Annotated in this window: 22 protein-coding genes and 1 tRNA gene; 20 read left to right on the top strand and 3 right to left on the bottom strand. The window is 70.2% G+C overall.

The features are described 5' to 3' along the window. Positions 1–28: 28 nt before the first annotated feature. Positions 29–850: an outer membrane protein assembly factor BamD gene (locus VO99_RS03885; protein ID WP_046111468.1), complete on the bottom strand. Its 822-nt coding sequence runs from the start codon at positions 848–850 to the stop codon at positions 29–31. Between the two features lie 52 nt (positions 851–902). Between VO99_RS03885 and VO99_RS03880 the strand changes: the two genes are divergently transcribed. From VO99_RS03880 to VO99_RS03790, 19 genes are all read left to right on the top strand, one after another. Beyond that, on the top strand, positions 903–1943 hold the full coding sequence (locus tag VO99_RS03880) for an RluA family pseudouridine synthase (RefSeq protein ID WP_083440340.1): 1041 nt from the start codon (positions 903–905) through the stop codon (positions 1941–1943). A 272-nt stretch (positions 1944–2215) separates the two neighbouring features. Beyond that, the gene (scpB, locus tag VO99_RS03875; protein ID WP_046111466.1) at positions 2216–2926 is read left to right on the top strand and encodes an SMC-Scp complex subunit ScpB; all 711 of its coding nucleotides are present in this window, start codon (positions 2216–2218) and stop codon (positions 2924–2926) included. Beyond that, on the top strand, positions 2923–5562 hold the full coding sequence (locus tag VO99_RS03870; RefSeq protein WP_046111465.1) for a pseudouridine synthase: 2640 nt from the start codon (positions 2923–2925) through the stop codon (positions 5560–5562). Before scpB ends, VO99_RS03870 begins: the two co-directional genes overlap by 4 nt. A 60-nt stretch (positions 5563–5622) precedes the next feature. After that, the gene (ndk, locus tag VO99_RS03865; RefSeq protein WP_046111464.1) at positions 5623–6048 is read left to right on the top strand and encodes a nucleoside-diphosphate kinase; all 426 of its coding nucleotides are present in this window, start codon (positions 5623–5625) and stop codon (positions 6046–6048) included. A gap of 18 nt (positions 6049–6066) precedes the next feature. Beyond that, positions 6067–7290: a dual-specificity RNA methyltransferase RlmN gene (gene rlmN, locus VO99_RS03860; protein WP_083440339.1), complete on the top strand. Its 1224-nt coding sequence runs from the start codon at positions 6067–6069 to the stop codon at positions 7288–7290. A 2-nt stretch (positions 7291–7292) separates the two neighbouring features. Next, positions 7293–8099, top strand: coding sequence for a type IV pilus biogenesis/stability protein PilW (gene pilW, locus VO99_RS03855; protein ID WP_046111557.1), 807 nt, complete (start codon positions 7293–7295; stop codon positions 8097–8099). Beyond that, positions 8092–9009: a helix-turn-helix domain-containing protein gene (locus tag VO99_RS03850; RefSeq protein WP_046111463.1), complete on the top strand. Its 918-nt coding sequence runs from the start codon at positions 8092–8094 to the stop codon at positions 9007–9009. Before pilW ends, VO99_RS03850 begins: the two co-directional genes overlap by 8 nt. Positions 9010–9014: 5 nt before the next feature. Beyond that, the gene (gene ispG / locus VO99_RS03845) at positions 9015–10316 is read left to right on the top strand and encodes a flavodoxin-dependent (E)-4-hydroxy-3-methylbut-2-enyl-diphosphate synthase (protein WP_046111462.1); all 1302 of its coding nucleotides are present in this window, start codon (positions 9015–9017) and stop codon (positions 10314–10316) included. A gap of 78 nt (positions 10317–10394) precedes the next feature. Continuing rightward, positions 10395–11705: a histidine--tRNA ligase gene (gene hisS, locus VO99_RS03840; protein WP_046111461.1), complete on the top strand. Its 1311-nt coding sequence runs from the start codon at positions 10395–10397 to the stop codon at positions 11703–11705. 46 nt (positions 11706–11751) lie between these two features. Further along, positions 11752–12411, top strand: coding sequence for a YfgM family protein (locus VO99_RS03835; RefSeq protein ID WP_046111460.1), 660 nt, complete (start codon positions 11752–11754; stop codon positions 12409–12411). Continuing rightward, a complete protein-coding gene (bamB, locus tag VO99_RS03830; RefSeq protein ID WP_046111459.1) occupies positions 12411–13532 on the top strand; it encodes an outer membrane protein assembly factor BamB in 1122 nt (373 codons plus the stop codon). The genes VO99_RS03835 and bamB overlap by 1 nt, the downstream gene beginning before the upstream one ends. 19 nt (positions 13533–13551) lie before the next feature. Next, positions 13552–14892, top strand: a complete 1341-nt coding sequence (der, locus tag VO99_RS03825; protein WP_046111458.1) for a ribosome biogenesis GTPase Der — start codon at positions 13552–13554, stop codon at positions 14890–14892. 96 nt (positions 14893–14988) lie between these two features. Further along, a complete protein-coding gene (gene hfq / locus VO99_RS03820; protein WP_046111457.1) occupies positions 14989–15231 on the top strand; it encodes an RNA chaperone Hfq in 243 nt (80 codons plus the stop codon). A gap of 23 nt (positions 15232–15254) precedes the next feature. Continuing rightward, positions 15255–16496 (top strand): GTPase HflX, encoded by a 1242-nt coding sequence (gene hflX, locus VO99_RS03815; RefSeq protein WP_083440338.1) that lies wholly within the window; start codon positions 15255–15257, stop codon positions 16494–16496. After that, the gene (hflK, locus tag VO99_RS03810) at positions 16493–17830 is read left to right on the top strand and encodes an FtsH protease activity modulator HflK (RefSeq protein ID WP_198156860.1); all 1338 of its coding nucleotides are present in this window, start codon (positions 16493–16495) and stop codon (positions 17828–17830) included. The genes hflX and hflK overlap by 4 nt, the downstream gene beginning before the upstream one ends. A gap of 22 nt (positions 17831–17852) precedes the next feature. Next, positions 17853–18740: a protease modulator HflC gene (hflC, locus tag VO99_RS03805; protein WP_046111455.1), complete on the top strand. Its 888-nt coding sequence runs from the start codon at positions 17853–17855 to the stop codon at positions 18738–18740. 186 nt (positions 18741–18926) lie between these two features. Further along, positions 18927–20090: an ATP phosphoribosyltransferase regulatory subunit gene (locus VO99_RS03800; protein WP_046111454.1), complete on the top strand. Its 1164-nt coding sequence runs from the start codon at positions 18927–18929 to the stop codon at positions 20088–20090. A 28-nt stretch (positions 20091–20118) separates the two neighbouring features. Then, complete coding sequence (locus VO99_RS03795) at positions 20119–21471, top strand: adenylosuccinate synthase (RefSeq protein WP_046111453.1); 1353 nt, start codon at positions 20119–20121, stop codon at positions 21469–21471. Positions 21472–21499: 28 nt separating this feature from the next. Next, complete coding sequence (locus VO99_RS03790) at positions 21500–22021, top strand: phosphoribosyltransferase (RefSeq protein WP_046111452.1); 522 nt, start codon at positions 21500–21502, stop codon at positions 22019–22021. A 160-nt stretch (positions 22022–22181) separates the two neighbouring features. On the opposite strand, the gene VO99_RS03785 is transcribed toward VO99_RS03790, so the two are convergent. After that, positions 22182–22266 (bottom strand) — tRNA-Leu (locus VO99_RS03785). A gap of 73 nt (positions 22267–22339) precedes the next feature. On the opposite strand from VO99_RS03785, the gene rnr reads away from it, so the two are divergent. Next, positions 22340–24583, top strand: a complete 2244-nt coding sequence (gene rnr / locus VO99_RS03780) for a ribonuclease R (RefSeq protein ID WP_046111451.1) — start codon at positions 22340–22342, stop codon at positions 24581–24583. Between the two features lie 28 nt (positions 24584–24611). Here rnr and VO99_RS03775 read toward each other — a convergent pair whose 3' ends face one another. After that, complete coding sequence (locus tag VO99_RS03775) at positions 24612–26129, bottom strand: NAD(P)H-hydrate dehydratase (protein ID WP_046111450.1); 1518 nt, start codon at positions 26127–26129, stop codon at positions 24612–24614. Positions 26130–26136: the final 7 nt, after the last annotated feature.

Raw genomic sequence — 26136 nt, 5'->3', positions numbered from 1 at the left:
CCGCCGCCGCGGCGTCAGGGGGCTGACATCACCAGAACTGCCACCAGGCCTTCTCGCGCTCGCGCAGGCCTTCAGCCAGGAACTTGCTGTCCGGGAAGTTCTGCCGCAGCACCCGCGTGCTGTCGTCACGCAGCTGCTCCAGGCCGAGGCGGTCGTAGCTCATGGCCAGGATGTACAGCGCCTCTTCCACCGCCGGCGAACGCTGGAACTCCTGCGTGGCCTGCTGCGCCCGGTTGGCCGCGGCCACGTAGGCGCCGCGCTTGTAGTAGTAGCGCGCCACGTGCACTTCGTACTCGGCCAGCGCATTGACGATGTAGTTCATGCGCTCGCGCGCATCCGGGGCGTACTTGGAACCGGGGAACTGCTCGGCCAGCTGCTTGAACGACTGGTACGAATCGCGCGAGGCCTGCTGGTCGCGCTCCGACAGTTCCTGGCGCGACAGGCTGCCGAGGAAGCCCAGGTTGTCGTTGAAGTTGACGATGCCGCGCAGGTACAGCGCATAGTCGTAGGCCGGGCTCGAGGGATGCAGCTTCATGAAGCGGTCGAGCACCGCCAGCGCCTCGGTCCGCTCGCCGGTGCGGTAGTGCACGTAGGCCAGGTCCAGCGTCGCCTGTTGCGCCAGCAGGGTGCCGGCGGCGCGGCCTTCCACGCGCTGCAGCGTCTGCGTGGCGCGCTCGTAGTTGCCGGAGGACATGTCGTCCTGGGCGTCTGCATACAATTTGTCCACCGCCTGCTGCGAGTTCGGGTCTTCCTTGGGCGTCGAACTGCAGCCACCGAGCACCAGGGCGCTGGCCAGCGCCGGGATCGCGAGCCAACGAGCTGCGCGTTGCACGGGTCGGGAAACGGTCATCGTCTACGCCGGCGTTCAATCCGGCTCCGCTGAAAAATCGAGCGCGAATTATATGGTTGCCCCCCCAGGCTGCCCCGGCCCAGCGCCGGGGCCGGACACGTCTTTACCCCTGCTTGCCAACCCCGAGGCTGCCGTGGCGGACGCGGACGTCGACACCGACGACGCGGAGGCCGAAGCCGAGACCCGCGCCTGGACCGTCAGCGCGGATGAGCATGGCCAGCGCCTGGACAAGGTGCTGGTGGCGCATGCCGGCGAGTTCTCGCGCAGCCACCTGCAGGCGCTGATCGAGCGCGGCCACGTGCTGCTGGATGGCGTGCCGGCCGGCACGGCCTCGCGCAAGCTGAAGATGGGGCAGGCGGTGGCCATGGCGCTGGTGCCCACGGCGCAGAGCCGTTCCTTCCGCGCCGAGCCGATGGCGCTGCAGGTCGTGTTCGAGGACGAGCACCTGCTGGTCGTCGACAAGCCGGCGGGGCTGGTCGTGCATCCGGCGGCGGGCAACTGGAGCGGCACGCTGCTCAACGGCCTGCTGGCCCACCATGCCGGCGCCTTCGACCTGCCGCGTGCTGGCATCGTGCACCGGCTGGACAAGGACACCTCCGGCCTGATGGTGGTGGCCAAGACGCTGCCGGCGATGACCACGCTCACCCGGGCCATCGCCGCGCGCGAGGTGCACCGTGCTTACCTGGCGCTGGTGCATGGCGAGATGAAGCTGCTTCCCTTCACGGTGGAGGCGCCGGTGGGCCGCGATCCGCACACCCGCGTGCGCATGGCGGTGGTGGGCAGCGGCAAGCCGGCGCGCACCGACGTGCAGCCGCTGGCGGCGCGGCAGGGTGTGTGCGCGGTGCGCTGCACGCTGCACACCGGCCGCACCCACCAGATCCGCGTGCACATGGCCTCGCGCGGGCATCCGCTGGTGGCCGACATGCTGTATGGCGGGCGGCCGTTGCTGGGCCTGTCGCGCCAGGCGCTGCATGCGGCCCAACTGCGCTTCGCGCATCCGGTGGATGGCCGCGAACTGGCCTTCGAGGCGCCGCCGCCGGCCGACCTGGCCGCGGCCTGGTCGGTGATTTGTGACCCGGCGGCCACGGCCTGACACGCCATTCCCTCTTTCGGGGGCTACAATGTGCCTCCAACACGCCGCGTTCCGCAGGCCGTGGCCCAAAAAGGCCCGGCACCTCGCCCGAACCGGCACAGGCCTCTTCCGCAACCCCTGCCGTCACCGGCCGGCCTTGCAGCGAAGAGCCCCCGATACCTGCCAAGAGCAGTGGCCCCCGCGGTGCCGAAGAAGACCCACACCGCCGGGATCCGATCCGCCCATGTTGTGAACGCCGCCGGCCCGATCCGGCGCCCCTTCAAGCAGAGCCCATGAACACACAGGATGCGAAGCGCGTCCTCGAAACCGCGCTCATCTGTGCCCAGCAGCCGCTGCCGCTGCGCGACATGCGGGCGCTGTTCGATGACCACGTCGGCGTCGACACCCTGCGCAGCCTGCTCGACGAGCTGGTGCGCGACTGGGAAGGCAAGGGCGTGGAACTGGTGGCGCTGGCCTCGGGCTGGCGCTTTCAGAGCCGCCCCGAGATGCGCGACTACCTCGACCGGCTGCATCCCGAGAAGCCGCCGCGCTACTCGCGCGCGGTGATGGAGACGCTGGCCATCGTGGCCTACCGCCAGCCGGTCACGCGCGGCGACATCGAGGACATCCGCGGCGTGACCGTCAGCACGCAGATCGTCAAGCAGCTGGAAGATCGCAACTGGATCGAAGTGATCGGCCACCGGGATGCCCCCGGCCGGCCGGCGCTGTATGCCACCACGCGGCAGTTCCTCGACGACCTCGGCCTGGCCAGCCTCGACCAGCTGCCCCCGCTCGAAGGCACGCCCGCGGCCATCGACCTGATGGCCACCGGCCTGGCCGACCAGCCCTCGTTGCTGGACGCCGAAGGACCGCTGGCCGAGGCCGGCAGCAACGCGGGCGAGCCGCTTGCCCTGGCCGCCTTGCCTTCGGCTGCACCGCCCGACCTCCCGCCCACCCCGTCCGACCCGACCGCCTCCTCCTCTTCACCCGAAGCGCAAGCATGAACGCCAACGACTCCGATCTGCCCTCCGACGCTCCGGTGGATCCCGCCCACGCGGCCTCCACCCCGGACGGCGAGGCCAAGCCCAAGCGCCGTCGCACGCCGCGCAAGACGGCCGAAGAGGGCACGTCCGACGCGCAGGCCGTCGGCGCGCAGGCCGAGGCGCCGGCTGCGCAGCCGGCAGGCGACGGCGAGCCGGCAGCCGCCGCACCGCGTCGCCGCAGCCGCAGCGCCGCCGCCACGGCCCAGCCGCAGGCGGATGCCGCGCCGGCGGAGGCCGCGGCCGACGATGGCGCGAACACCGCCGCCGCCAAGCCGGCCCGCCGCCCGCGCAAGCCGGCCAAGGCCGATGCGGCCGAAGGCGCCGCACAGTCGGCACTGGCCTTCGACGCGCCGGTGGCTGATGGTGCCGACGCAGCGGCCGTCACGGCCTATGCCGAGCCGCAGGCGCGGCCGGTGGCGCCGTCGGCTGCCACGGGAGAGGGTGCACCGGGGGAGATGGGCCCGGCGGAGGGCGGCGAGGGCGGCGAACGCACCGGCGACGGCCAGGCCGCGGGTGGCGAGGCCACCGAGGCTGGCGCAGCCGGTGAACGCTCCTCCCGATCGCGCAACCGCCGCCGCGGCCGCAAGGAGCGTGGCGAGAAGGGTGGCGAGCAGCGCGCCGAAGGGCGCCCGGACGTCCGCAACGAGCCGCGTGCCGACAAGCCGCGTGGCGACCGCAAGCCGGGCGGCCAGCCGCCGGCGATCGTGCGGCCCGACACCACGCCGCTGTTCGCCGAGGTGCTGTCCGGCGCCTTCGACGATGCGGTGGAACTACCCGCCGGCGAAGCGCTGGACGATGCCGGCCTGCCGCAGGACGCGCAGGCCGCCGACTCGGGCCAGGACGCTGCCGCGGACCAGCCGTCCGCCGCGGCCGATGCTGCGCCGGCAGCCGAGGGCGAAGCCGCTGGCGCCGACGAGGCCGACGGCCCCGCCAAGCGCGTGCTGGCCGCCGAAGCCGATGCGCCCAAGCTGCACAAGGTGCTGGCGCAGGCCGGCATCGGTTCGCGCCGCGACATGGAGCAGCTCATCACCGAAGGCCGCATCACGGTCAACGGCGAGCCGGCCCACACCGGCCAGCGCATTTCCTGGGGCGACCGCATCCAGGTCAACGGCAAGCCGATCAAGGTGCGCATCGCACCGTCGCCGGCGCGTGTGATCGCGTACCACAAGCCCGTGGGCGAAGTGGTCACGCTGGACGATCCGCAGCAGCGCCCGACCGTATTCCGCAAGCTGCCGCGGCTGCAGCACGGCAAGTGGCAGTCGGTGGGCCGGCTGGACATCAACACCGAAGGCCTGCTGCTGTTCACCACCTCCGGCGACCTGGCGCACCAGTTGATGCATCCGCGCTTCGGCGTGGAGCGTGAATACGCGGTGCGGGTGCTGGGCACGCTGGAAAGCGAAGCCAAGGCCAAGCTGCTGGAAGGTGTCGAGATCGAGGGCCAGAAGGCTGCCTTCACCAGCATCGAGGACGGCGGCGGCGAAGGCCTGAACCGCTGGTACCGCGTGGTGATCAACGAAGGCCGCAACCGCGAGGTGCGCAAGCTGTTCGACGCGGTGGGCCTGACGGTCAGCCGCCTGATCCGCATCCGCTATGGCAGCGTGGTGCTGCCGCGCGGCCTCAAGCGCGGCGTCTGGGTCGATCTGGAAGAGCCGGACGTGAAGATGCTGCGCCGGCTGATCGGCCAGGTGCCGCGCGGTCCGAAGGAAGCGCGCGAGCAGCGTGAAGGCGAGGGCGGCGGACAGGGCCAGAACAACGGCCAGGGCGGCCACAACAAGCCCGGCCGCAACGCCAAGCGCGGCAACGGCCCGCAGCAGCGCGACCGCGGCGAGCGCGGCGACCGCCCGCCGCGCGGCGATCGCAACGACCGCGGTGGCGATCGCGCAGACCGTGGCGACCGTTCGCGCGGCCCGCGCGAGCGTGGCCCGGTGATCCCCGATCCGCTGCAGCAGACCTTCGACAAGCGCCTGGCCCGTGAAGCGCGCCAGGGCCGTTCGAACCGGCCCATCCGCGAGGACGGGCCCATCCCCAATCCGCTGCAGCAGACCTACGACAAGCGCGCGCTGCGCGAGAACCGCGAGCCGCGCCGCGAGCGCGAGGACGGCCCGATCCCGAATCCGCTGCAGCAGACCTACGACAAGCGCGCGATGCGCGAGCTGAGCCTGCAGCGCAAGGACATTGGCGACGATGGCCCGATCCCGAACCCGCTGCAGCAGACCTACGACAAGCGGCTGATGCGCGAGCACAACGCACCGCGCCGCGAATACAGCGAGGACGGCCCGATCCCCAATCCGCTGCAGCAGACCTACGACAAGCGCCTGGTCAAGGGTGTGCCCAACGGCGGCAACGCCTTTCCCCGCAAGGGCGGTGGCGGCGGCCTGGGCATCAAGGCCCGCGGCGGCAAGCCGGGCGGCCCCAACCGGGGCGGCGGTGGTGGTGGTGGTGCGGGTCGCGAACCCGATCCGATGCAGACCTCGGTCGGCTACATCGGCGCCGATGCCTTCCATCGCAAGGGCGGCGGCGGGCGTGGTGGCCGGGGCGGCGGCGGCGGTGCAGGCGGTGGCGGCCGGGGTCGCCCGGGTGGCCGCGGCGGTCGTTGATCTGCTTCAGCGGGTTACAATCCAAGGCTTTGCCAAGTTATTGATTCAGGAGAGATTTCCATGGCCATCGAACGCACCCTGTCGATCATTAAGCCCGACGCCGTCGCCAAGAACGTGATCGGTCAGATCTATGCCCGCTTTGAAGGCGCCGGCCTCAAGGTGGTGGCCGCCCGCATGGCGCACCTGTCCAAGGGCGAAGCGGAAGCCTTCTACGCAGTGCACAAGGCCCGCCCGTTCTTCAACGACCTGGTCAGCTTCATGATCTCCGGCCCGGTGATGATCCAGGTGCTGGAAGGTGAAGGCGCCATCGCCAAGAACCGCGAGCTGATGGGCGCCACCGATCCGAAGAAGGCCGACAAGGGCACCATCCGTGCCGACTTCGCCGACAGCATCGACGCCAACGCCGTGCACGGCTCCGACGCCGCCGAGACCGCGGCCGTCGAGATCGCCTTCTTCTTCCCCGGCATGAACGTCTACAGCCGCTGATCGGCGCTGGAAGTCCGCATGGCCGAGCTGCAGTCTTCGAACTCCACCGCCGCACCGGCGGTGTCGGAGGCTGCGCGCGTCAACCTGCTGGACTTCGACCTGGAAGGCCTCACCGCCTTCTGCGAACAGCTGGGCGAGAAGCGTTTCCGCGCCACGCAGCTGTTCCGCTGGATCCACCAGAAGGGCGCGGCCGACTTCGGCCAGATGTCCGACCTGGCGCGCTCGCTGCGCGACAAGCTGGCCACGCGCGCCGAAGTGCGCGGCCTGAAGATCACCAGCGAGCAGGCGTCGGCCGACGGCACCATCAAGTGGCTGTTCGACGTCGGCAACGGCGACGCAGTGGAAGCCGTGTTCATCCCCGAGGCCGACCGCGGCACGCTGTGCGTGTCGTCGCAGGCGGGTTGCGCGGTGGGCTGCCGTTTCTGCTCCACCGGCCACCAGGGCTTCAGCCGCAACCTGTCCACCGGCGAGATCCTGGCCCAGCTGTGGTTCGCCGAGCACCATCTGCGCGAGCGGCTGAAGCTGCAGCCCGGCGAGCGGGCGATCGACAACGTGGTGATGATGGGCATGGGCGAGCCGCTGCAGAACTACGGCGCGCTGGTGCCCGCGCTGCGGGTGATGCTGGACGACCACGGCTACGGCCTGTCGCGCCGCCGTGTCACCGTGAGCACCTCGGGCGTGGTGCCGATGATGGACCGGCTGCGGGTGGACTGCCCCGTGGCACTGGCCGTCTCGCTGCATGCGCCGGAAGACGGCCTGCGCGACCAGCTGGTGCCGCTCAACCGCAAGTACCCGCTGGCCGAGCTGATGGCGGCGTGCGGGCGCTACCTGGAAGCCGCCCCGCGCGACTTCATCACCTTCGAGTACTGCATGCTCGACGGTGCCAACGATTCCCCCGAGCAGGCGCGCCAGCTGGTGCGCCTGGTCACCGGGCGTGCCGGTACGCCGGCCGTGCCCTGCAAGCTGAACCTGATCCCGTTCAATCCGTTCCCGGCTTCCGGCCTGCTGCGCTCGCCGAAGGAGCGGGTCGACGCCTTCGCGAAGGTGCTGATGGACGCCGGCATCGTCACCACCGTGCGCCGCACCCGCGGCGACGACATCGCCGCCGCCTGTGGCCAGCTGGCCGGCGAGGTGCAGGACCGCACCCGCGTGACGCAGCGGCTGACGCGCCCGGCCATCCGCATCGCACCGGCTCCCGTCCAGCAAGAGGGAGACCGCCTGCACGGGCGGAGGGCCGGTTGATCGTGCACCGCGCTGCCGCGTGGGTGCTGGGCGCGCTGGCGGGCATCGGCCTGCTGGCCGGCTGCGAGACGCCGCCTGGCCAGGGCCTGCAGGGCAACACGCAGGAAATCCGCACCGCCTCCGACCAGACCGACAACGACCGCCGCGCGCGGCTGCGACTGGAGCTGGCCTCGGCCTACTTCGGCCGCCAGCAGTACGAGGTGGCGCTGGACGAGGTCAAGCAGGCGCTGAACGCCCGGCCCGACCTGGGCGAGGCCTACAACCTGCGCGGCCTGATCTATGCCGCGATGGGCGAGAACCGCCTCGCGGACGAAAGCTTCCAGCGCGCGCTGCAGCTCAATGCGCGCGACGGCGATGCCAAGCACAACTACGGCTGGTTCCTGTGCCAGCAACGTCTGTTTGCCGATGCGCAGCGCCAGTTCGACGCCGCGCTGGCGCTGCCGCAGTACCGCGACATGGTGCGCACGCTGCTGGCGCAGGGCGTCTGCCATGCACGCGCCGGCCAGCTGGATGCGGCCGAGCGGGCGCTGGTGCGTTCCTATGAACTCGATCCCGGCAATCCGACGATCGCGGTCAACCTGTCCGAGGTGCTGTACCTGCGCGGCGAGTACGAGCGCGCACGTTTCTACGTGCGGCGCGTGAACCTGCGGCAGGAGACGTCGAACGCGCAGTCGCTGTGGCTGGCCGTGCGCATCGAGCACCGCATGGGCAACCGGGGCGGCGTCGAGGAATGGGGGCGCCAGCTGCGCGCGCGCTTCCCGCAGGCGCCGCAGACCCTGGCCTTCGAAAGAGGACAATTCGATGACTGAGGCTGTTGCCGCCACCGCTGGCGGGCTGCTGAAGGCGGCCCGCGAGAAGCAGGGCATCCACATCGCGGCGCTGGCCGCGTCGATCAAGGTCACGCCGCGCAAGCTCGAGGCGCTGGAACACGACCGTTATGACGAGCTGCCCGACATGACCTTCGTGCGGGCGCTGGCCAAGACGGTTTGCCGCACGCTGAAGATCGAGCCCGAGCCGGTGCTGGCCCTGCTGCCGCACCAGGCCGACAGCGGCACCGCGCTGGCGCAGGTGAGCACCGGGCTCAACCAGCCGTTCCGCGAGCGCCCGGCGCGCGGCGATCCGCCCGAGTGGGCCGTGCTCCAGAAGCCGGTGCTGTGGGGCGCCGGCGCGGTGCTGCTGGCCGCGCTGGTGGTCTACCTGCTGCCCGAGCGTGCGCTCGAAGGCCTGGGCGGCGGCACCGGCACCGGCACCGAGGCAAGCGACCTGGTGGGTACCGTGGGCGCGGGCGCCTCGGGCGTCGTCACCGAGGTGATCGAGGCGGCCTCCGCCGCGGTCGATACCGTGCATTCCGTGCCTTCGGTGGTGGAGCCGCCGGCTTCCGCTGCGCCGGCCGCGCCGGCCGCCGCCTCCGCCGCCGGCCCTGTGGCGGCCACTGCGCCACCCGCGGTGGCCAGCGCCCCGGCCGCCGTTGCCCCGGCCACCGCCGCCGGCGCGCTGGTGCTGCGCGCCACCGCCGAGAGCTGGGTGGAGGTGCGCGACCGCAGCGGCCGCGTGCTGCTGTCGCGCACGCTGCAGTCCGGCGAAACGGTGGGCGTGGACGGGGAGATTCCGCTGCGCGCCACAATCGGCAACGCTGCCGGCACGCAGGTCACCTTCCGCGGGCAGCCGGTCGATACCTCGGCCACCCGGGACAACGTCGCCCGGCTCGAACTCAAGTGAACGCCATGAACACAGCCGCTCCCGCCGCCTTCGTCCCCGAGTCGCCGGACACCATGATCGATGCCGCCTTCCCGGCGCCGCGCCGCTCGCGCCAGGCCCGCGTGGTGTGGGGCGACCGCGTGGTGACGGTGGGCGGCGACGCACCGGTGCGCGTGCAGTCGATGACCAACACCGACACGGTGGAGGTGATCGAGACGGCCATCCAGGTCAAGGAACTGGCGCAGGCCGGCTCGGAGATGGTGCGCATCACGGTCAACACGCCCGAGGCCGCGCAGGCCGTGCCGCACATCCGCGAGCAGCTCGACCGCATGGGCGTGGACGTGCCGCTGATCGGCGACTTCCACTACAACGGCCACCGGCTGCTGACCGAGTTCCCGGACATGGCGCAGGCCCTGTCGAAGTACCGCATCAACCCCGGCAACGTGGGCAAGGGCGACAAGCGCGACCGCCAGTTCGCGATGATGGTGGAAGCCGCCGCCAAGTACGACAAGGCGGTGCGCATCGGCGTCAACTGGGGCAGCCTGGACCAGGAGCTGCTGGCCTCGCTGATGGACGACAACGCCCGCCGCGCCACGCCCTGGGACGCGAAGCAGGTGATGTACCAGGCGCTGGTGCAGTCGGCGCTGGAGTCGGCCGCCTATGCGCGCGAGATCGGCCTGGACCCCAACCAGATCATCATCAGCTGCAAGGTCAGCGGCGTGCAGGACCTCATCTCGGTCTACCGCGCATTGGCGCGCCGCTGCGACTATTCGCTGCACCTGGGCCTGACCGAAGCCGGCATGGGCACCAAGGGCACCGTGGCCTCGGCCACCGCGCTGTCCATCCTGCTGCAGGAAGGCATCGGCGACACCATCCGCGTGAGCCTGACGCCGCAGCCCGGCGAGGCGCGCACGCAAGAGGTGGTGGTGGCTGGCGAGATCCTGCAGGCCCTGGGCCTGCGCAGCTTCAATCCCAGCGTCACCGCCTGCCCCGGCTGCGGCCGCACCACCAGCACCACCTTCCAGGAGCTGGCCAAGCAGATCGACGACCACCTGCGCGCCAGCATGCCGGTGTGGAAGGCCCGCTACCCGGGCGTCGAGACGCTCAAGGTGGCCGTGATGGGCTGCATCGTCAACGGCCCGGGCGAAAGCAAGCATGCCGACATCGGCATCAGCCTGCCCGGCACGGGCGAGGCACCGGCGGCGCCGGTGTTCATCGACGGCGAAAAGGCGCTGACGCTGCGCGGCGAGGGCATCGCCACCGAATTCCAGAAGATCGTCGAGGGCTACATCGAGCGGCGCTTCGGCGCCGCCACGGCCACGCCCTGACCGGCCGGCCCGCTTGCGCGCGGGCCGCCTGCCGAACACAACCGGGCCGCCTGCGGCCCCCAACGCATTGCTGCTGACATGTCTGAACGACTGAGTGCCGTCAAGGGCATGAACGACCTGCTGCCGCCCGAGTCCGCGCGCTGGGAATGGGTGGAGGCCACGCTGCGCTCGCTGATGCAGCGGTACGGCTACCAGAACGTGCGCACGCCCATCGTCGAGCCCACCGCGCTGTTCGTGCGCGGCCTGGGCGAGGTGACCGACATCGTCGAGAAGGAGATGTATTCCTTCGAGGACCGCCTGAACGGCGACCAGCTTACGCTGCGCCCCGAGGGCACGGCCGGCGTGGTGCGGGCGATGAACGAGCACAGCTTCCTGCGCGAAGGCGGCCGGCGACTGTTCTACATCGGGCCCATGTTCCGCCACGAGCGGCCGCAGAAGGGCCGCTACCGCCAGTTCCACCAGGCGGGCGTGGAGGTGCTGGGCTTTCCCGGGCCGGACGTGGACGCCGAGATCATCCTGCTGCTGCGTGCGCTGTGGCGCGAGCTGGGCCTGGTGGAAGGCCGCGACGTCACGCTGGAGATCAACAGCCTGGGCCAGCCGGAGGAGCGCCGCGCGCACCGCCAGGCGCTGATCGCGCACCTGGAAGCCCATGCCGACCTGCTGGACGAGGATGCCAGGCGCCGCCTGCACAGCAATCCGCTGCGGGTGCTGGACACCAAGAACCCGGCGATGCAGCCGGTGGTGGATGCCGCGCCGCGGCTGATCGATTTCCTGGGCGAGGCCTCGCTGGCGCACTTCGATGGCGTCAAGGCCGTGCTGGATGCGGCCGGGCTGGCCTACCGCATCAACCCGCGCCTCGTGCGCGGCATGGACTACTACAACCTCACCGTCTTCGAGTGGGTGACCGACAAGCTCGGCGCCCAGGGCACGGTGTGTGGCGGCGGCCGCTACGACGGCTTGATCGAGCAGCTGGGCGGCAAGCCCTCGCCCGGCGTCGGCTGGGGCCTGGGCCTGGAGCGGCTGCTGCTGCTGCTGGAAGCGGCGCAGGCGCCAGTGCCGTCGGCGGCCCCGTCGGCCTATGCGGTGGTGCCTTCGGCCGCCAGCCTGCCACGCGTGATGCCGGTGCTGGAAGCGCTGCGCGCGGCCGGCGTGGCGGTGATCATGCATGCCGGCAATACCGAAGGGCAGGGCAGCATGAAGTCGCAGTTCAAGCGGGCCGACGCCAGCGGCGCGCGTTTCGCGCTGATCTTCGGCGACGACGAACTGGCCCGCGGCGTGGTGGCGATCAAGCCGCTGCGCGACGGGCAGGGCGCGCAGTCCCAGGCCGCGCAGACCGTGCGTCCGCTGGCTGACGTGGCCGCCTGGGCGCACGAACTGCGCAACGCATAATCCCGCCTCCTCCGCCCCCGGGCGGTCAGAACAAGACAAGCATCGCATGGCAACCCAACTCGACCTGCAAGAGCAGGAACAGCTCGACGAGCTGAAGGCTTTCTGGAAGCGCTACGGCAACCTCATCACCTGGGTGCTCGTGCTGGCGCTCGGTGGCTTCGCGGCCTGGAACGGCTGGAACTACTGGCAGCGCGACCAGGGCACCAAGGCCGCGGCCATGTTCGATGCGCTCGAAGGCGCCGCCCGCGCGGGCGATGCGGCCCGCACCGGCCAGGTGTTCGCCGACCTCAAGAACAAGTACCCGCGCACCGCCTATGCCGGGCAGGGCGGCCTGCTGGCAGCCCAGGCCCAGTTCGACAAGGGCCAGGTGGACGAGGCCGCGGCCACGCTCGGCTGGGTGGCCGACAATGCCAGCGAGGACGAGCACCGCACCGTGGCGCGCCTGCGGCTGGCCGGCATCCTGCTGGACAAGAAGCAGTACGACGAGGCGCTGCGCCAGGTGGACGCCGCCAAGGCGCCCGGCTTCGAGGCGCTGGCCGCCGACCGCCGCGGCGACGTGCTGATGGCCCAAGGCAAGAAGGACGAAGCGAAGACCGCCTACCAGGCCGCCTGGGCGGCGATGGATGCGCGGCTGGAGTACCGGCAGCTGATCGAGGCCAAGCTCACCGCGCTTGGCGCGGCGCCGGCCGCCCAGGGAGCCAAGTGATGCAGCGCCGTCTTCTTTCCGCCGCCGCTGCCGCCCTGGCGATGGCCCTGGCCGCCGGCTGCTCGTCCACCGACAAGCCCAAGCCCACGCCGCTGGAGACCGTCTCGCCGCAGATCGCCGGCCGCCTGGTGTGGAGCGCCCGGCTGGACAGGCTGGACTTCCCGCTGGTGCCCACCGTGCGCGAAGGCGAGCTGACGCTGGCCTCCGGCAACGGCAACGTGGTGGCCCTGCAGGCCGACAGCGGCGCTGAACTGTGGCGTGGCAATGCCGGTGGGCCCATCGTGGCCGGCGTGGGCAGCGATGGCCGCATCGCCGCCGTCGTCACCCGCGACAACGAGCTGGTGGCCATGGAGCGTGGCGCCGTCAAGTGGAAGGTGCGCCTGAACGCGCGCGTGGCCACGCCGCCGCTGGTGGCCGGCGAGCGGGTGTTCGTGATGGGCGTGGATCGCATCGTCAATGCCTTCGACGCGCTGGACGGCAAGCCGCTGTGGCGGCTGCAGCGCCCGGGCGACGCGCTCACACTGTCGCAGGCCAGCGTGCTGGCGCCGTTCAAGGACACCTTGCTGGTGGGCCAGGGCCCGCGCCTGCTGGGCGTCGACCCGCTGCGCGGCACCGTGCGCTGGGACGTGGCCGTGGCCACCCCGCGCGGTACCAACGAGGTGGAACGGCTCGCCGACCTGATCGGGCCGCCGGCGCGCAACGGCGACGCCGTCTGCGTGCGGGCCTTCCAGTCCGCCGTGGGCTGCGTGAATGCCGAGCGCGGCACGCTGCAGTGGAGCAAGAACGTGGGCGGCGTGCAGGCCGTCGGCGGCGATGCCGAACTGGTCGTCGGTGCCGATGCCAGCGACCGCATCACCGCCTGGCGGGGCACCAACGGCGACGTGGCCTGGACCTCCGAGCGGCTGCTCTACCGGCAGCTCAGCGGCGGCCTGGTGGTCGGCCGCACGGTGATCTTCGGCGACGTCGAAGGCCAGGTGCACTTCCTGGATCGCACCAACGGCACCACCCTGCTGCGCCTGCCCACAGACGGCTCGCCGGTCGTGGGCCTGCCGGTGCGGTGGGGCAACACCGTGGTCGTGACCACCCGCAACGGCGGCGTGTTCGCGTTCCGCCCGGAATGACAGTCAACAGGCAGCACACATGAAACCGGTCGTGGCCCTCGTGGGCCGCCCCAATGTCGGCAAGAGCACGCTCTTCAACCGCATCACCAAGAGCCGGGACGCCATCGTGGCGGACTTCGCCGGCCTGACGCGCGACCGCCACTACGGCGACGCCCGGCTGGGCAGCCGCGAGTTCATCGTCATCGACACCGGCGGCTTCGAGCCCGACAAGCCCACCGGCGTGGTGGCCGAGATGGCCAAGCAGACCAAGCAGGCGGTGGCCGAGGCCGACGCCGTGATCTTCGTGCTGGACATCCGATCCGGCCTGTCCGGCCAGGACGCCGACATCGCGCGCTACCTGCGCGCGGCCAACAAGCGGGTCTTCATCGCGGTGAACAAGGCCGAAGGCATGGCCGAATCGCCGATGCTGTCGGAGTTCCATGAACTCGGCATGGGCGAGCCGCATCCCATCAGCGCCGCGCACGGCCAGGGCATCCGCAGCCTGGTGGAAGCGGTGCTCGAGAGCTTCACCTGGCCCGAGGACGAGGAAGAACCCGCCGACGGCGAGGAACGCCCGATCCGCCTGGCCGTGGCTGGACGGCCCAATGTGGGCAAGAGCACGTTGATCAACACCTGGCTGGGCGAGGAGCGGCTGATCGCCTTCGACATGCCCGGCACCACGCGCGATGCCATCCATGTGCCGTTCGAGCGCAACGGCAAGCGCTTCGAACTGATCGACACCGCCGGCCTGCGCCGCAAGGGTAGGGTGTTCGAGGCCATCGAGAAGTTCTCGGTGGTCAAGACGCTGCAGGCCATCGCCGACGCCAACGTGGTGGTGCTGCTGCTGGACGCCACCCAGGGGGTGACCGAGCAGGACGCCCACATCGCCGGCTATGTGCTGGACGCCGGCCGCGCGGTGGTGCTGGCCGTCAACAAGTGGGACGCGGTGGACAGCTACCAGCGCGAGATGCTGGACCGCTCCATCGCCAGCCGGCTTGCCTTCCTCAAGTTCGCGCCCATCATCCAGATCTCCGCTTTGAAGCGGCAGGGCCTGGGCCCGCTGTGGAAGACGATCGCCGACGCGCACGCCTCGGCCACGGTGAAGATGAGCACCCCGGTGCTCACCCGGCTGGTGCACGAGGCGGTGGAACACCAGGCACCCAAGCGGGCTGGCAATTTCCGCCCCAAGCTGCGATATGCGCACCAAGGCGGCATGAATCCGCCGGTGGTGGTGATCCACGGAAACTCGCTCGAGCACATCACCGACGCCTACAAGCGCTTTCTGGAAGGTCGCATCCGGGAGCATTTCAAGCTCACCGGCACCCCGCTGCGCATAGAAATGAAATCTTCGCGGAACCCTTTCGACGACAAGGGCTCCTAGAGGCGGGGCGGGGAAAGGTTGTCGCGGGGCCCGCCGGCCACTAGGGGCAACCCTGTGCTAACGTGGCACGCATCTGAAACAGACACGGAGAATGTCGTGAGTAATAAAGGGCAATTGCTACAAGACCCATTTCTGAACCTGCTGCGCAAGGAACATGTTCCGGTGTCGATCTATCTGGTCAATGGCATCAAGCTGCAGGGCCACATCGAATCCTTCGACCAGTACGTCGTCCTGTTGCGCAACACCGTGACCCAGATGGTCTACAAACATGCCATTTCCACGGTGGTTCCCGGTCGCGCGGTCAATTTCCACGCGCAAGAACCCGGTGAAGCGGCCTGACGGCCGAGCTGGCACATCCTGCTTTGAGTTCTGACGTTTCTCCGTCCGGTGCTGCAGCCGACGGCGCCCGGGCGGTGCTCGTCGGCGTCGACCTGGGCCCATCGTCCTCCTTCGATCCCACGCTCGACGAACTGGCGCTGCTGGCCGAGTCGGCCGGCGACGTCGCGGTGGCGCGCCTGATCGCCCGCCGCAAGGCGCCCGATGCCGCGCTCTTCGTAGGCAGCGGCAAGGCCGACGAGATCAAGGCCCTGGTGGAACAACACCGGGCCACCGGTGTCATCTTCGACCAGGCGCTGAGCCCGGCGCAGCAGCGCAACCTGGAGCGCCACCTGGGCGTGCAGGTGGCCGACCGCACCGCCCTCATCCTCGAGATCTTCGCCCAGCGCGCCCAGAGCCATGAGGGCAAGCTGCAGGTGGAACTGGCGCGGCTGCAGTACGTCGCCACCCGCCTCGTGCGCCGCTGGAGCCACCTGGAGCGCCAGCAGGGCGGCATCGGCACCCGCGGCGGGCCGGGCGAAGCGCAGATCGAGCTCGACCGGCGGATGATCGGCGACCGCATCAAGACCGTGAAGCAGCGGCTCGAGAAGGTCAAGCGCCAGCGCGGCACGCAGCGCCGGGCGCGGGAGAAGAGCGGCACCTTCCGCATCTCGCTGGTGGGCTACACCAACGCCGGCAAGTCGACGCTGTTCAATTCTCTGGTCAAGGCCCGAACCTACGCCGCCGACCAGCTCTTCGCCACGCTGGACACCACCACGCGGCAGCTCTACCTGCCGCAGCTGGGCGGCACCGTCTCGCTGTCGGACACCGTCGGCTTCATCCGCGACCTGCCGCACAAGCTGGTGGAGGCTTTCCGCGCCACCTTGCAGGAGGCGGCCGAGGCCGACCTGCTGCTGCACGTGGTGGATGCCTCCAGCCCGCAGCTGGCCGAGCAGCTCGACGAAGTGGATCGCGTGCTGGCCGAGATCGACGCCGAACGCATTCCGCAAATCCTCGTCTACAACAAGCTCGACCGTCTCGACGAGGCCACCCGGCCGCGGGTGCTGGTCGATGCGGTGGAACGTGCGCCGGGCCTGCGGGTGCCGCGTATCTTCCTCAGTGCCATGGAAGGCACCGGCCTGGAGGCGCTGCGCGAAGCCATCGCCGCGGCCGCCAGCGGCAATGCCGACGATTACGTCACCCCGGCCGGCGAAGCCGCCGCCGAGGCCGACGAGCCCCCCTCACCGGAAGCCGACGAGGCTCCCGCCACCCGATCCATGCAAGCATGAACATGCGCCCATCGTTCCCCGAGCGTTCCAGCCTGTCGGCCGTCGCCCAGGCCTCCCGCGCGCTCCTGGCCGGCCTGGCTCGCAGCGCCTGGCCGCGGCGCCGCGCAGACGCCAGCGACACCCTCGTGCTCAACAACGGCCGCAACGACGGCCCACCCGATCTCGACGAACTCTGGCGCGACTTCAACCGCAAGCTCAGCGGGCTGCTGGGCGGCAAGCCCACCGGCGGCGGCAACAACAACCGCGGTGGCAGCGGCGATGGCGGCGGCCCGAACTTCCGGCCCGACATGAAGAGCGCCGGCATCGGCGCGGGCCTGATCGGCGTGGTGGTGGTGCTGGTGTGGCTGGCCAGCGGCTTCTTCATCGTGCAGGAAGGCCACCAGGCGGTGGTCACTTCCTTCGGGCGTTATGCCTACACGGCCGAGGCCGGCTTCCAGTGGCGCTTCCCGTATCCGTTCCAGGCGCATGAGACGGTGCCCGTGACGCAGCTGCGCTCGGTGGAAGTGGGCCGCAACAGCGTGGTGCAGGCCACCGGCCTGCGCGACTCCTCCATGCTCACCGAGGACGAGAACATCGTCGACATCCGCTTTACCGTGCAATACCGGCTGAAGGATGCCCGCGAGTTCCTGTTCGAGAACCGCAGTCCCGACGAAGCCGTGGTGCAGGCGGCCGAATCGGCGGTGCGCGAGATCGTCGGCCGCAGCCGAATCGACCAGGTGCTGTACGAGCAGCGTGACGCCATCGCCACCGACCTGGCGAAGTCCGTGCAGGCGCAGCTTGACCGGCTGAAGGCCGGCATCATCGTGGCCAACGTCAACGTGCAGAACGTGCAGGTACCCGAGCAGGTGCAGGCGGCGTTCAACGACGCGGTGAAGGCCGGGGCCGACCGCGACCGCTTCAAGAACGAAGGCCAGGCCTACGCCAGCGACGTGATTCCAAAGGCGCAGGGCACGGCCGCGCGCCTGCGCGAGGAGGCCGAGGGCTACAAGGCCCGCGTGACCGCCCAGGGCGAGGGTGACGCGCAGCGCTTCCGCTCGGTGCTGACGGAATACCAGAAGGCACCGGCCGTGACGCGCGACCGCCTCTACATCGAGACGATGCAGCAGGTCTACAGCAACGTCAGCAAGGTGATGGTGGACAGCCGCAACGGATCCAACCTGCTGTACCTGCCGCTGGACAAGCTGCTGCAGCAGCCGCAGGCCGGCGGCGCGGGCGCGCCCGCCTCCGGCGTGGCCACCCCACCGACGCCGATGGACAGCGTGCCCAGCGGCTCGTCCGCCGCCGACGTCCGATCGCGCGAGAACCAGCGCAGCCGCGACCGCGAAGTCCGCTGAGCTTGCAGGAGACATAGACAACATGAACCGAATCGGAGCCATCGTTGCCGGCGCGCTGATCCTGCTGATGCTCGCCAGCTCAACGCTTTTCATCGTCGACCAGCGCCAGGTGGCGGTGGTCTACGCGCTGGGTGAGATCAAGGAAGTGATCACCGAGCCCGGCCTCAAATTCAAGCTGCCGCCGCCGTTCCAGAACGTGGTGTTCCTCGACAAGCGCGTGCAGACCCTGGACAGCCCCGAGACCCGCCCGATCTTCACCGCCGAGAAGAAGAGCCTGGTGATCGACTGGCTGATCAAGTGGCGCATCGTGGAGCCGCGCCAGTTCATCCGCAACAGCGGCGTCGACATCCGCAACCTGGAAAGCCGCCTGGCGCCGGTGGTGCAGGCTGCTTTCAACGAGGTGGTGACCCGCCGCACCGTGCGCGGCGTGCTGGCCACCGAGCGCGAGCAGGTGATGCAGGCCGTGCGCGACCGCCTGGCCGACGAGGGCAAGGCCTTCGGCATCGAGATCATCGACGTGCGCGTCAAGCGCGTGGACTTCGTCGCCGACATCACCGACGCCGTCTACCGCCGCATGGAATCGGAGCGCAAGCAGGTGGCCAACGAGCTGCGTTCGCAGGGCGCGGCCGACGGCGAGAAGATCCGCGCCGATGCCGACCGGCAACGCGAAGTCATCATCGCCGAGGCCTACCGCGACGCGCAGAAGATCAAGGGCGAGGGCGATGCGCAGGCCTCGGCGCTGTATGCCGACGCCTTTGGCCGCGATCCCCAGTTCGCCCAGTTCTATCGCAGCCTGGAGGCCTACCGCGCCAGCTTCCGCACCAAGGGCGACGTGATGGTGGTCGATCCCAACAGCGAGTTCTTCCGCGCCATGCGCGGCTCGCAGAGCAGCACGCCGACCGGCCGCTGAGGCCGCAAGACTGCCGCTGCGTTCGGCGGCCGCAGCGCTGCATGCTGCAAGCGCGGCTGGGGCCCTGCGCCGCCTGAGGCTGGGGCCGGCCAGCGCCCGGACCCCGCCGCGCCAACAGGCCGCCGGCACCGGCTGGCGGCCGTTTCCACGCCCGTACAATCGGGTTTTTAATACCGGTGCATTTTGATGTCGTCTGCGTGGCTGCTGCCCGAGCACATTGCCGATGTCCTGCCTTCGCAGGCCCGGCGTATCGAAGAACTGCGGCGCGCCTTGCTCGACATGGCGCGTGGCTATGGTTTTGAGCTGGTCATCCCGCCGCTGCTGGAGCATCTGGAGTCCTTGCTGTCCGGCACCGGCCGCGAACTCGACCTGAAGACCTTCAAGCTGGTCGACCAGCTCAGCGGCCGCACCCTGGGCCTGCGCGCCGACACCACGCCGCAGGTGGCGCGCATCGATGCCCACCTGCTCAACCGCAGCGGCGTCACCCGCCTGGCCTACTGCGGCCCAGTGCTGCATACCCGGCCCGAGCGGCTGCATGCCACGCGCGAGCCGCTGCAGTTCGGCGCCGAGATCTATGGCCATGCTGGCCTGGAGGCCGAGCTGGAAGTCATCGAGCTGGCGCTGGACGGCCTGAAGGCTGCCGGCATCGAAGCGCCGGTGCTCGACCTGGGCGATGCGCGCGTGGTGCGCGGGCTGCTGGAAGGCGTCTCGGTCGATGCCACGCGGCTCAACGACGTGATGGCCGCGCTGGCGCACAAGGACAGCGCCGCGTTGTCCGAGCTCACTGCCGGCTTCCCGGCACGGGCCCGCGAGGGCTTTGCCACGCTGCTGCGCCTGTATGGCGGCGCCGACGTGCTGCAGGCTGCCCGGGCGCAGCTGCCGGCCAGCGGACTCATCGCTGCCGCGCTGGACGACCTGCAGTGGATCGAACAGCATGTGCGCCGCGCGCATCCGCAGGTGCGCGTGGGCTTCGACCTGGCCGACATGAGCGGCTATGCCTACTACAGCGGCGTGCGCTTCGCCCTATACGGCGCGGGTGCGAGCGATTCGCTGGTGCGCGGCGGTCGATATGACGAGGTGGGCGCGGTGTTCGGCCGCAATCGGCCCGCCGCCGGTTTCAGCCTGGACCTGAAGGTGCTGGTGGAGCTGGCCACGCCGCAAGGCCCGCGCATGGCCATCCGCGCCCCTTGGGGCGAAGACAGCGCGCTGCGCGACGCCGTGCGCAGCCTTCGCCAGCAGGGCGAGACGGTGGTGTGCGTGCTGCCGGGCCATGAACACGAGGCCCAGGAATTCGACTGCGACCGCGAGCTTGCGCTCGTCGACGGACGCTGGGCGCTGCGCGCGCTCTGATTCTCTTTCCACGAACCTTTCGGACATCATGCAACAGCAGAGCAACTCGGCCTCGCGCGCATCGCGGGGCAAGAATGTCGTCGTCGTCGGCACCCAGTGGGGCGACGAGGGCAAGGGCAAGGTGGTGGATTGGCTGACCGACCACGCACAGGCGGTGGTGCGCTTCCAGGGCGGCCACAACGCGGGCCACACGCTGGTCATCAAGGGCGTGAAGACGGCGCTGCAGCTCATCCCCAGCGGCATCATGCGCGATGGCGTGCAGTGCTACATCGGCAACGGCGTGGTGGTCGACCCGACCCACCTGCTGTCGGAGATCGAGCGGCTGGAGAAGATCGGCCTGGACGTGCGGTCGCGGCTGTTCATCAGCGAATCGTGCCCGCTGATCCTGCCCTTCCACGTGGAAGTGGACAAGGCGCGCGAGGCGCTGCGCGAGACCAGCGGCGCCGGCAAGATCGGCACCACCGGCAAGGGCATCGGCCCGGCCTATGAGGACAAGGTGGCCCGCCGCGCGCTGCGCGTGCAGGACCTGAAGCACCCCGAGCGCTTTGCGAAGAAGCTCAAGGAACTGCTGGAGCTGCACAACTTCGCGCTGGGCGGCTACCTAAAGGCCACGCCGCTGGACTACCAGCCCATCTTCGATCACGCAATGAAGGTGGCCGAGCAGCTCAAGCCGATGATGGCCGACGTGGGCTACCGCCTGCACACCGCCAACCAGCAAGGCGCTCACATCCTGTTCGAAGGCGCGCAGGGCACGCTGCTGGACATCGACCACGGCACCTATCCGTACGTCACCTCCAGCAACTGCGTGGCCGGCAATGCGGCCGCGGGCTCCGGCGTCGGGCCCGACCAGCTGCACTACATCCTGGGCATCACCAAGGCCTACACCACGCGCGTGGGCTCGGGCCCGTTCCCGACCGAGCTGCCGATGGACGAGGAGGGCACCGTGGGCCATCACCTGTCCACCGTCGGCCAGGAGCGCGGCACCGTCACCGGCCGGCCGCGCCGCTGCGGCTGGCTGGATGCCGCGGCGCTCAAGCGCTCGATCATCATCAACGGCATCTCGGGCCTGTGCATCACCAAGCTCGATGTGCTGGACGGCCTGAAGGAGATCAACGTCTGCGTGGGCTATGAGCTGGACGGCCAGCGCGTGGACATCCTGCCGCTGGATGCCGACGACATCGTGGCCTGCAAGCCGATCTACGAGACCTTCCCCGGCTGGACCGAGACCACCTTCGGTGTGACGCAGTGGGATGCGCTGCCGGCCAATGCACGGGCCTACCTGGAGCGTGTGCAGGCCTTCATCGGCGCGCCGATCGACATGGTGTCCACCGGTCCCGACCGCGACCACACCATCCTGCTGCGCCATCCCTACCAAGCCTGATGCCCCATCGCCAGACAAGGAGCCCACGATGCTGACCGACGACGGCAAACACCTGTACGTCTCCTGGGACGAGTACCACATGCTGACGGAGCGCCTGGCGCTCAAGGTCTACAACTCGGGCTGGGAGTTCGACCAGATCCTGTGCCTGGCCCGCGGCGGCATGCGCCCGGGCGACGTGCTGTCGCGCGTGTTCGACAAGCCGCTGGCGATCATGTCCACCAGTTCGTATCGTGCCGAGGCCGGCACCATCCAGGGCCGGCTGGACATGGCCAAGTACATCACCATGCCCAAGGGCGAACTGGCTGGCCGCGTGCTGCTGGTGGACGACCTCGCCGATTCCGGCATCACGCTGCGCGCGGTGGTCGACCGGCTGCGTGGCATGCCTTCCATCCAGGAACTGCGCTCGGCTGTCATCTGGACCAAGGGCGTATCGACCTACACGCCCGACTACTACGTCGAGATGCTGACGACCAGCCCGTGGATCCATCAGCCCTTCGAGGAATACGACGGGCTGCGCCCCGAAGGCCTTGCGAGGAAGTTCGCGGTTTGAGCGAAGGCAGCACCGGATTGGTTGATGCCATCAAGGATCGAGTGTCCTTGATGGCGCTTCCTTGGCTGACGCCGAGGTCCGGTGCTTCTTCGGTTGCCGCACAAACAAAAAGGGCCGATGCTGTGTGCATCGGCCCTTTTTGCTTCAATCCATTCAACTCTGGTGCCCAGGAGAGGACTCGAACCTCCACGGAGTTACCCGCTAGTACCTGAAACTAGTGCGTCTACCAATTCCGCCACCTGGGCATTTCAGGGAAGCCGAGAGTCTATCATCAAAAATTCGAACAACGCAAGCGCCTCCAGCCTCGGCGCCGCTCTGATGAGCGAAGTGGAAGGCATCGTGCAGGGCCACCGCGACGGCCACGGCTTCGTGCTGCAACCCGGTGGCAACGACATCTACCTGTCGCAGCAAGAGATGCGCGCCGTGCTCCACCGCGACAAGGTGCGGGTGCGCGTGGTGCGCTATGACCGCAAGGGACGGCCCGAGGGCCGCGTGCTCGAGATCCTCGAGCGCCGCAAGTCGCCCATCATCGGCCGGCTGCTGCATGAAAGCGGCGTGTGGCTGGTGGCGCCGGAGGACAAGCGCTACGGTCAGGACATCCTGATCCCGAAGAACGCCACCGCCGATGCGCAGGCCGGGCAGGTGGTGGCGGTGGAGTTGACCGAGCCGGCCTCGATGTTCTCGCAGCCGGTAGGCCGCGTGAGCGAGGTGCTGGGCGAGATCGACGACCCGGGCATGGAGATCGAGATCGCGGTGCGCAAGTACGAGGTGCCGCACCGCTTCTCGCCCGAGACGCTGGCGCAGGCCGCGGCGCTGCCCGACCGCGTGCGGCCGGCCGACAAGCGCCACCGCATCGACCTGACCGACGTGCCGCTGGTCACCATCGACGGCGAGGACGCACGCGACTTCGACGATGCGGTGTACTGCGAGCCCTTCAAGAAGGGCCGCGGCAAGACGGCGTTCAACGGCTTCCGGCTCATCGTGGCCATCGCCGACGTGAGCCACTACGTGAAGCCTGGCGAGCCGATCGACGACGACGCCTACGAGCGCGCCACCTCGGTGTATTTCCCGCGGCGCGTGATTCCGATGCTGCCGGAGAAGCTCTCCAACGGACTGTGCTCGCTGAACCCGTACGAAGACCGGCTGGCGATGGTGTGCGACATGCTGGTGTCCGACGTCGGCGACGTGCAGGCCTACCAGTTCTACCCGGCCGTCATCAACTCGCATGCGCGCTTCACATACACCGAGGTGGCGGCCATCCTGGCCAACACCCGTGGGCCGGAGGCCGCCAAGCGCAGCGACCTGGTGGAGCACCTGCTGCACCTGAACGACTGCTACCGCGCGCTGCTGAAGGCGCGTGCGGCCCGTGGCGCGGTGGACTTCGAGACCACCGAGACGCAGATCGTGTGCGACGAGAACGGCCGCATCGAGAAGATCGTGCCGCGCGTGCGCACCGAGGCCCACAAGCTGATCGAGGAAGCCATGCTGGCCGCCAACGTGTGCGCCGCCGACTTTATCCAGCAGGGCAAGCACAAGAGCCTGTACCGCGTGCACGAGGGCCCCACGCCCGAGAAGAAAACGACGCTGCAGAACTACCTGCGCTCGCTGGGGCTGGGCCTGTCGGTCAGCGACGACCCCACGCCGGGTGAGTTCCAGGCCATCGCCCAGGCCACGAAGGACCGGCCCGATGCGCTGCAGATCCACACCATGCTGCTGCGCTCGATGCAGCAGGCCATCTACACGCCGGCCAACAGCGGCCACTTCGGCCTTGGCTACCCGGCCTACACGCACTTCACCAGCCCGATCCGCCGCTACCCGGACCTGCTCGTGCACCGGGTGATCAAGGGCCTGCTGTCGGGCAAGAAGTACCAGCTCGACCCCAACCTGCTGGCCAGCGAACCCACGGTGACGATGCGCAAGGCCGGCAAGCCGGTGAAGGCCGCGGTGGCCACGCCCACCGGCGCCACGCGCGTCACCGCAGCCGATGTCTGGGACATCGCCGGCGCGCATTGCAGCGCCAACGAGCGCCGTGCCGACGAGGCCTCGCGCGACGTGGAAGCCTGGCTCAAGTGCCGCTACATGCGCGAGCGCCTGGGCGAGGAGTTCGGCGGCACCGTCACCGCGGCCACCAGCTTCGGCCTCTTCGTCACGCTCGACGGCCTGTACGTCGAAGGCCTGGTGCACATCACCGAGCTGGGCGGGGAGTACTTCCGCTTCGACGAGGCACGGCAGGAACTGCGCGGCGAGCGCAGCGGCGTGCGCTACACGATCGGCTCGCGGGTGCGGGTGCAGGTCAGCCGCGTCGACCTGGACGGTCGGCGCATCGACTTCCGCATGGTGCGTGAAGGCGAGCCGGAGCGGCCGCTGTCGCGCAACGGGCGCGACAAGCCGGGTGAGCGGCGCGCCGCTTCCAGCGCGGTGGACGAACTGGCTTCGGTGCAGGAAACCGACCGTGCGGTGAAAGCCCGCACGCGCAAGGCAGCCAGCAAGCGCAGCGCGGGCGGCGGTGGCGGCGCGGGCCGCAAGTCCACTGCGGCAGGCAAGACCCGCAAGCGGCGCTGAACCGCGCTGGCTGGCAGCGCAGCGATGCTCAGCCCAGCGCGAGCATCGCCTCCACCAGCTCGGCCGCGCGCAGCGGGCCGCGCCGGCCGGCGGCAGCGGCCGCGTCGGCGGCGGCACCATGCAGGCGCACGCTGTCCAGTGCGGGCAGCCAGCCATCCTCGCCGGGCGTTGGCGCCCAGCGCCCGCCCAGCCAGCCGGCCAGCACGTCGCCGGTACCGGCGGTGGCCAGCAGGGCGTTGCCGGTGGCATTGATCATCGGCAGCCGCGCCGGCGCCGCCAGCACTGTGCCGGACCCTTTCAAGACCACCACCACCTGCAGCCGCGCGGCGATCTGCAGCGCGGCATTCAGCCGGTCCGCCTGCACCTGGGCGGCGCTGCAGCCCAGCAGGCGCGCGGCCTCCAGCGGATGCGGCGTCAGCACCGTGTGCTGGCCGCGGCGCGCGCGGGCAGCCAAGGCCTGCTGCAGCGTGGCGTCGGCGGCAATGGCGTTCAGCGCATCGGCGTCCAGCACCAGGCGCGGCACATGTTGGAGCACCGGCGGCAGCACCGCCGCCACGGCCCGGCCGCCGCCACAACCGCACACCACGGTGGCGGCCGTCAGCAGGCTCGCGGTGTCGGACCATGCGGCCGGCCGGTGCATCAGCTCGGGTCGGCCGTCATCGCCTGCCGCCTGCGGATCTAGCACGCTCAGGTAGATGCGGCCGGCGCCTGCTGCCAGCGCCGCCCGGCCGGCCAGCCGTGCGGCGCCTGCCATGCCCGGCGCCCCGCCGATCACCACCACGTCACCGAAGCTGCCCTTGTGTTGCGCATGCTGGCGTCGCAGCAGCGACCCGGCGCCGGCCAGCGTGGGCGCCAGCCGTGCGAGCGGCGCCTGCAGTGCGCGCTGCGGCTCGTCGACGCCGATGTCGTCATGCCACAGGCGGCCGCACAGTTCCCGGCCCTGGCCGGTGAACAGGCCCGGCTTCAGCGCCAGCAGCGACAAGGTGTCGGTGGCGCGCACCACCGTGTCGCCCAGCGGGGCACCGGTCTCGGCATGCAACCCGGAGGGCAGGTCCACCGCCAGCAGCGGACCGCGGTGCAGGGCCGTGCGGCCGATGGCGGCGGCGACGGCGCCTTCCGGCGCGCGGCGCGCACCGAGGCCAAGCAAGGCGTCGATCAGCAGGTCGGCTTCGAGGCGCTCGGGCAGCGCGGTCTCGATGCGGGCACCGGCCTGGCATGCACGCTGCAGCGATCGGGCGGCGTCCTCGGGCAGGGCGGCGGCGTCCGCCATCAGCAGCACCTGCACCGGCCGGCCGCTGCGCAGCAGGTGCAGCGCCGCTTCCAGGCCGTCGCCGCCGTTGTTGCCCGGGCCGGCCAGCACGCACACGCGGCGCGCATGCGGTGCCAGCGCCTGGGCCAGCCGCGCCACTGCCAGTCCGGCACGTTGCATCAGGGTGTGGGGCGGCAGCACCGCGGCGGCGGCCGACTCGATCTGCCGTGCCGCCGCGATGCCGTGGAGCGGCCGCGGCTGATCCAGGGGCAGCACCGGTTCAGTCGTCCGCGCCATGGCAGCT

It is taken from the genome of Aquincola tertiaricarbonis (genome assembly GCF_000969605.1).
Lineage (GTDB): Bacteria > Pseudomonadota > Gammaproteobacteria > Burkholderiales > Burkholderiaceae_C > Aquincola > Aquincola tertiaricarbonis.
This window is presented reverse-complemented; position numbering and strand designations above follow the sequence as displayed.

What these genes read in the sequence shown, in the direction of transcription:
- VO99_RS03880 (WP_083440340.1), top strand. Translation starts at nt 903, where the DNA reads ATGGTTGCCCCCCCAGGCTGCCCCGGCCCAGCGCCGGGGCCGGACACG.
- bamB (WP_046111459.1), top strand. Translation starts at nt 12,411, where the DNA reads ATGCAGCGCCGTCTTCTTTCCGCCGCCGCTGCCGCCCTGGCGATGGCC.
- hisS (WP_046111461.1), top strand. Translation starts at nt 10,395, where the DNA reads ATGTCTGAACGACTGAGTGCCGTCAAGGGCATGAACGACCTGCTGCCG.
- VO99_RS03795 (WP_046111453.1), top strand. Translation starts at nt 20,119, where the DNA reads ATGCAACAGCAGAGCAACTCGGCCTCGCGCGCATCGCGGGGCAAGAAT.
- VO99_RS03885 (WP_046111468.1), bottom strand. Translation starts at nt 850, where the DNA reads ATGACCGTTTCCCGACCCGTGCAACGCGCAGCTCGTTGGCTCGCGATC.
- ispG (WP_046111462.1), top strand. Translation starts at nt 9,015, where the DNA reads ATGAACACAGCCGCTCCCGCCGCCTTCGTCCCCGAGTCGCCGGACACC.
- rlmN (WP_083440339.1), top strand. Translation starts at nt 6,067, where the DNA reads ATGGCCGAGCTGCAGTCTTCGAACTCCACCGCCGCACCGGCGGTGTCG.
- der (WP_046111458.1), top strand. Translation starts at nt 13,552, where the DNA reads ATGAAACCGGTCGTGGCCCTCGTGGGCCGCCCCAATGTCGGCAAGAGC.
- VO99_RS03835 (WP_046111460.1), top strand. Translation starts at nt 11,752, where the DNA reads ATGGCAACCCAACTCGACCTGCAAGAGCAGGAACAGCTCGACGAGCTG.
- ndk (WP_046111464.1), top strand. Translation starts at nt 5,623, where the DNA reads ATGGCCATCGAACGCACCCTGTCGATCATTAAGCCCGACGCCGTCGCC.
- scpB (WP_046111466.1), top strand. Translation starts at nt 2,216, where the DNA reads ATGAACACACAGGATGCGAAGCGCGTCCTCGAAACCGCGCTCATCTGT.
- VO99_RS03870 (WP_046111465.1), top strand. Translation starts at nt 2,923, where the DNA reads ATGAACGCCAACGACTCCGATCTGCCCTCCGACGCTCCGGTGGATCCC.
- rnr (WP_046111451.1), top strand. Translation starts at nt 22,340, where the DNA reads ATGAGCGAAGTGGAAGGCATCGTGCAGGGCCACCGCGACGGCCACGGC.
- VO99_RS03790 (WP_046111452.1), top strand. Translation starts at nt 21,500, where the DNA reads ATGCTGACCGACGACGGCAAACACCTGTACGTCTCCTGGGACGAGTAC.
- VO99_RS03800 (WP_046111454.1), top strand. Translation starts at nt 18,927, where the DNA reads ATGTCGTCTGCGTGGCTGCTGCCCGAGCACATTGCCGATGTCCTGCCT.
- hflC (WP_046111455.1), top strand. Translation starts at nt 17,853, where the DNA reads ATGAACCGAATCGGAGCCATCGTTGCCGGCGCGCTGATCCTGCTGATG.
- VO99_RS03775 (WP_046111450.1), bottom strand. Translation starts at nt 26,129, where the DNA reads ATGGCGCGGACGACTGAACCGGTGCTGCCCCTGGATCAGCCGCGGCCG.
- VO99_RS03850 (WP_046111463.1), top strand. Translation starts at nt 8,092, where the DNA reads ATGACTGAGGCTGTTGCCGCCACCGCTGGCGGGCTGCTGAAGGCGGCC.
- hflK (WP_198156860.1), top strand. Translation starts at nt 16,493, where the DNA reads ATGAACATGCGCCCATCGTTCCCCGAGCGTTCCAGCCTGTCGGCCGTC.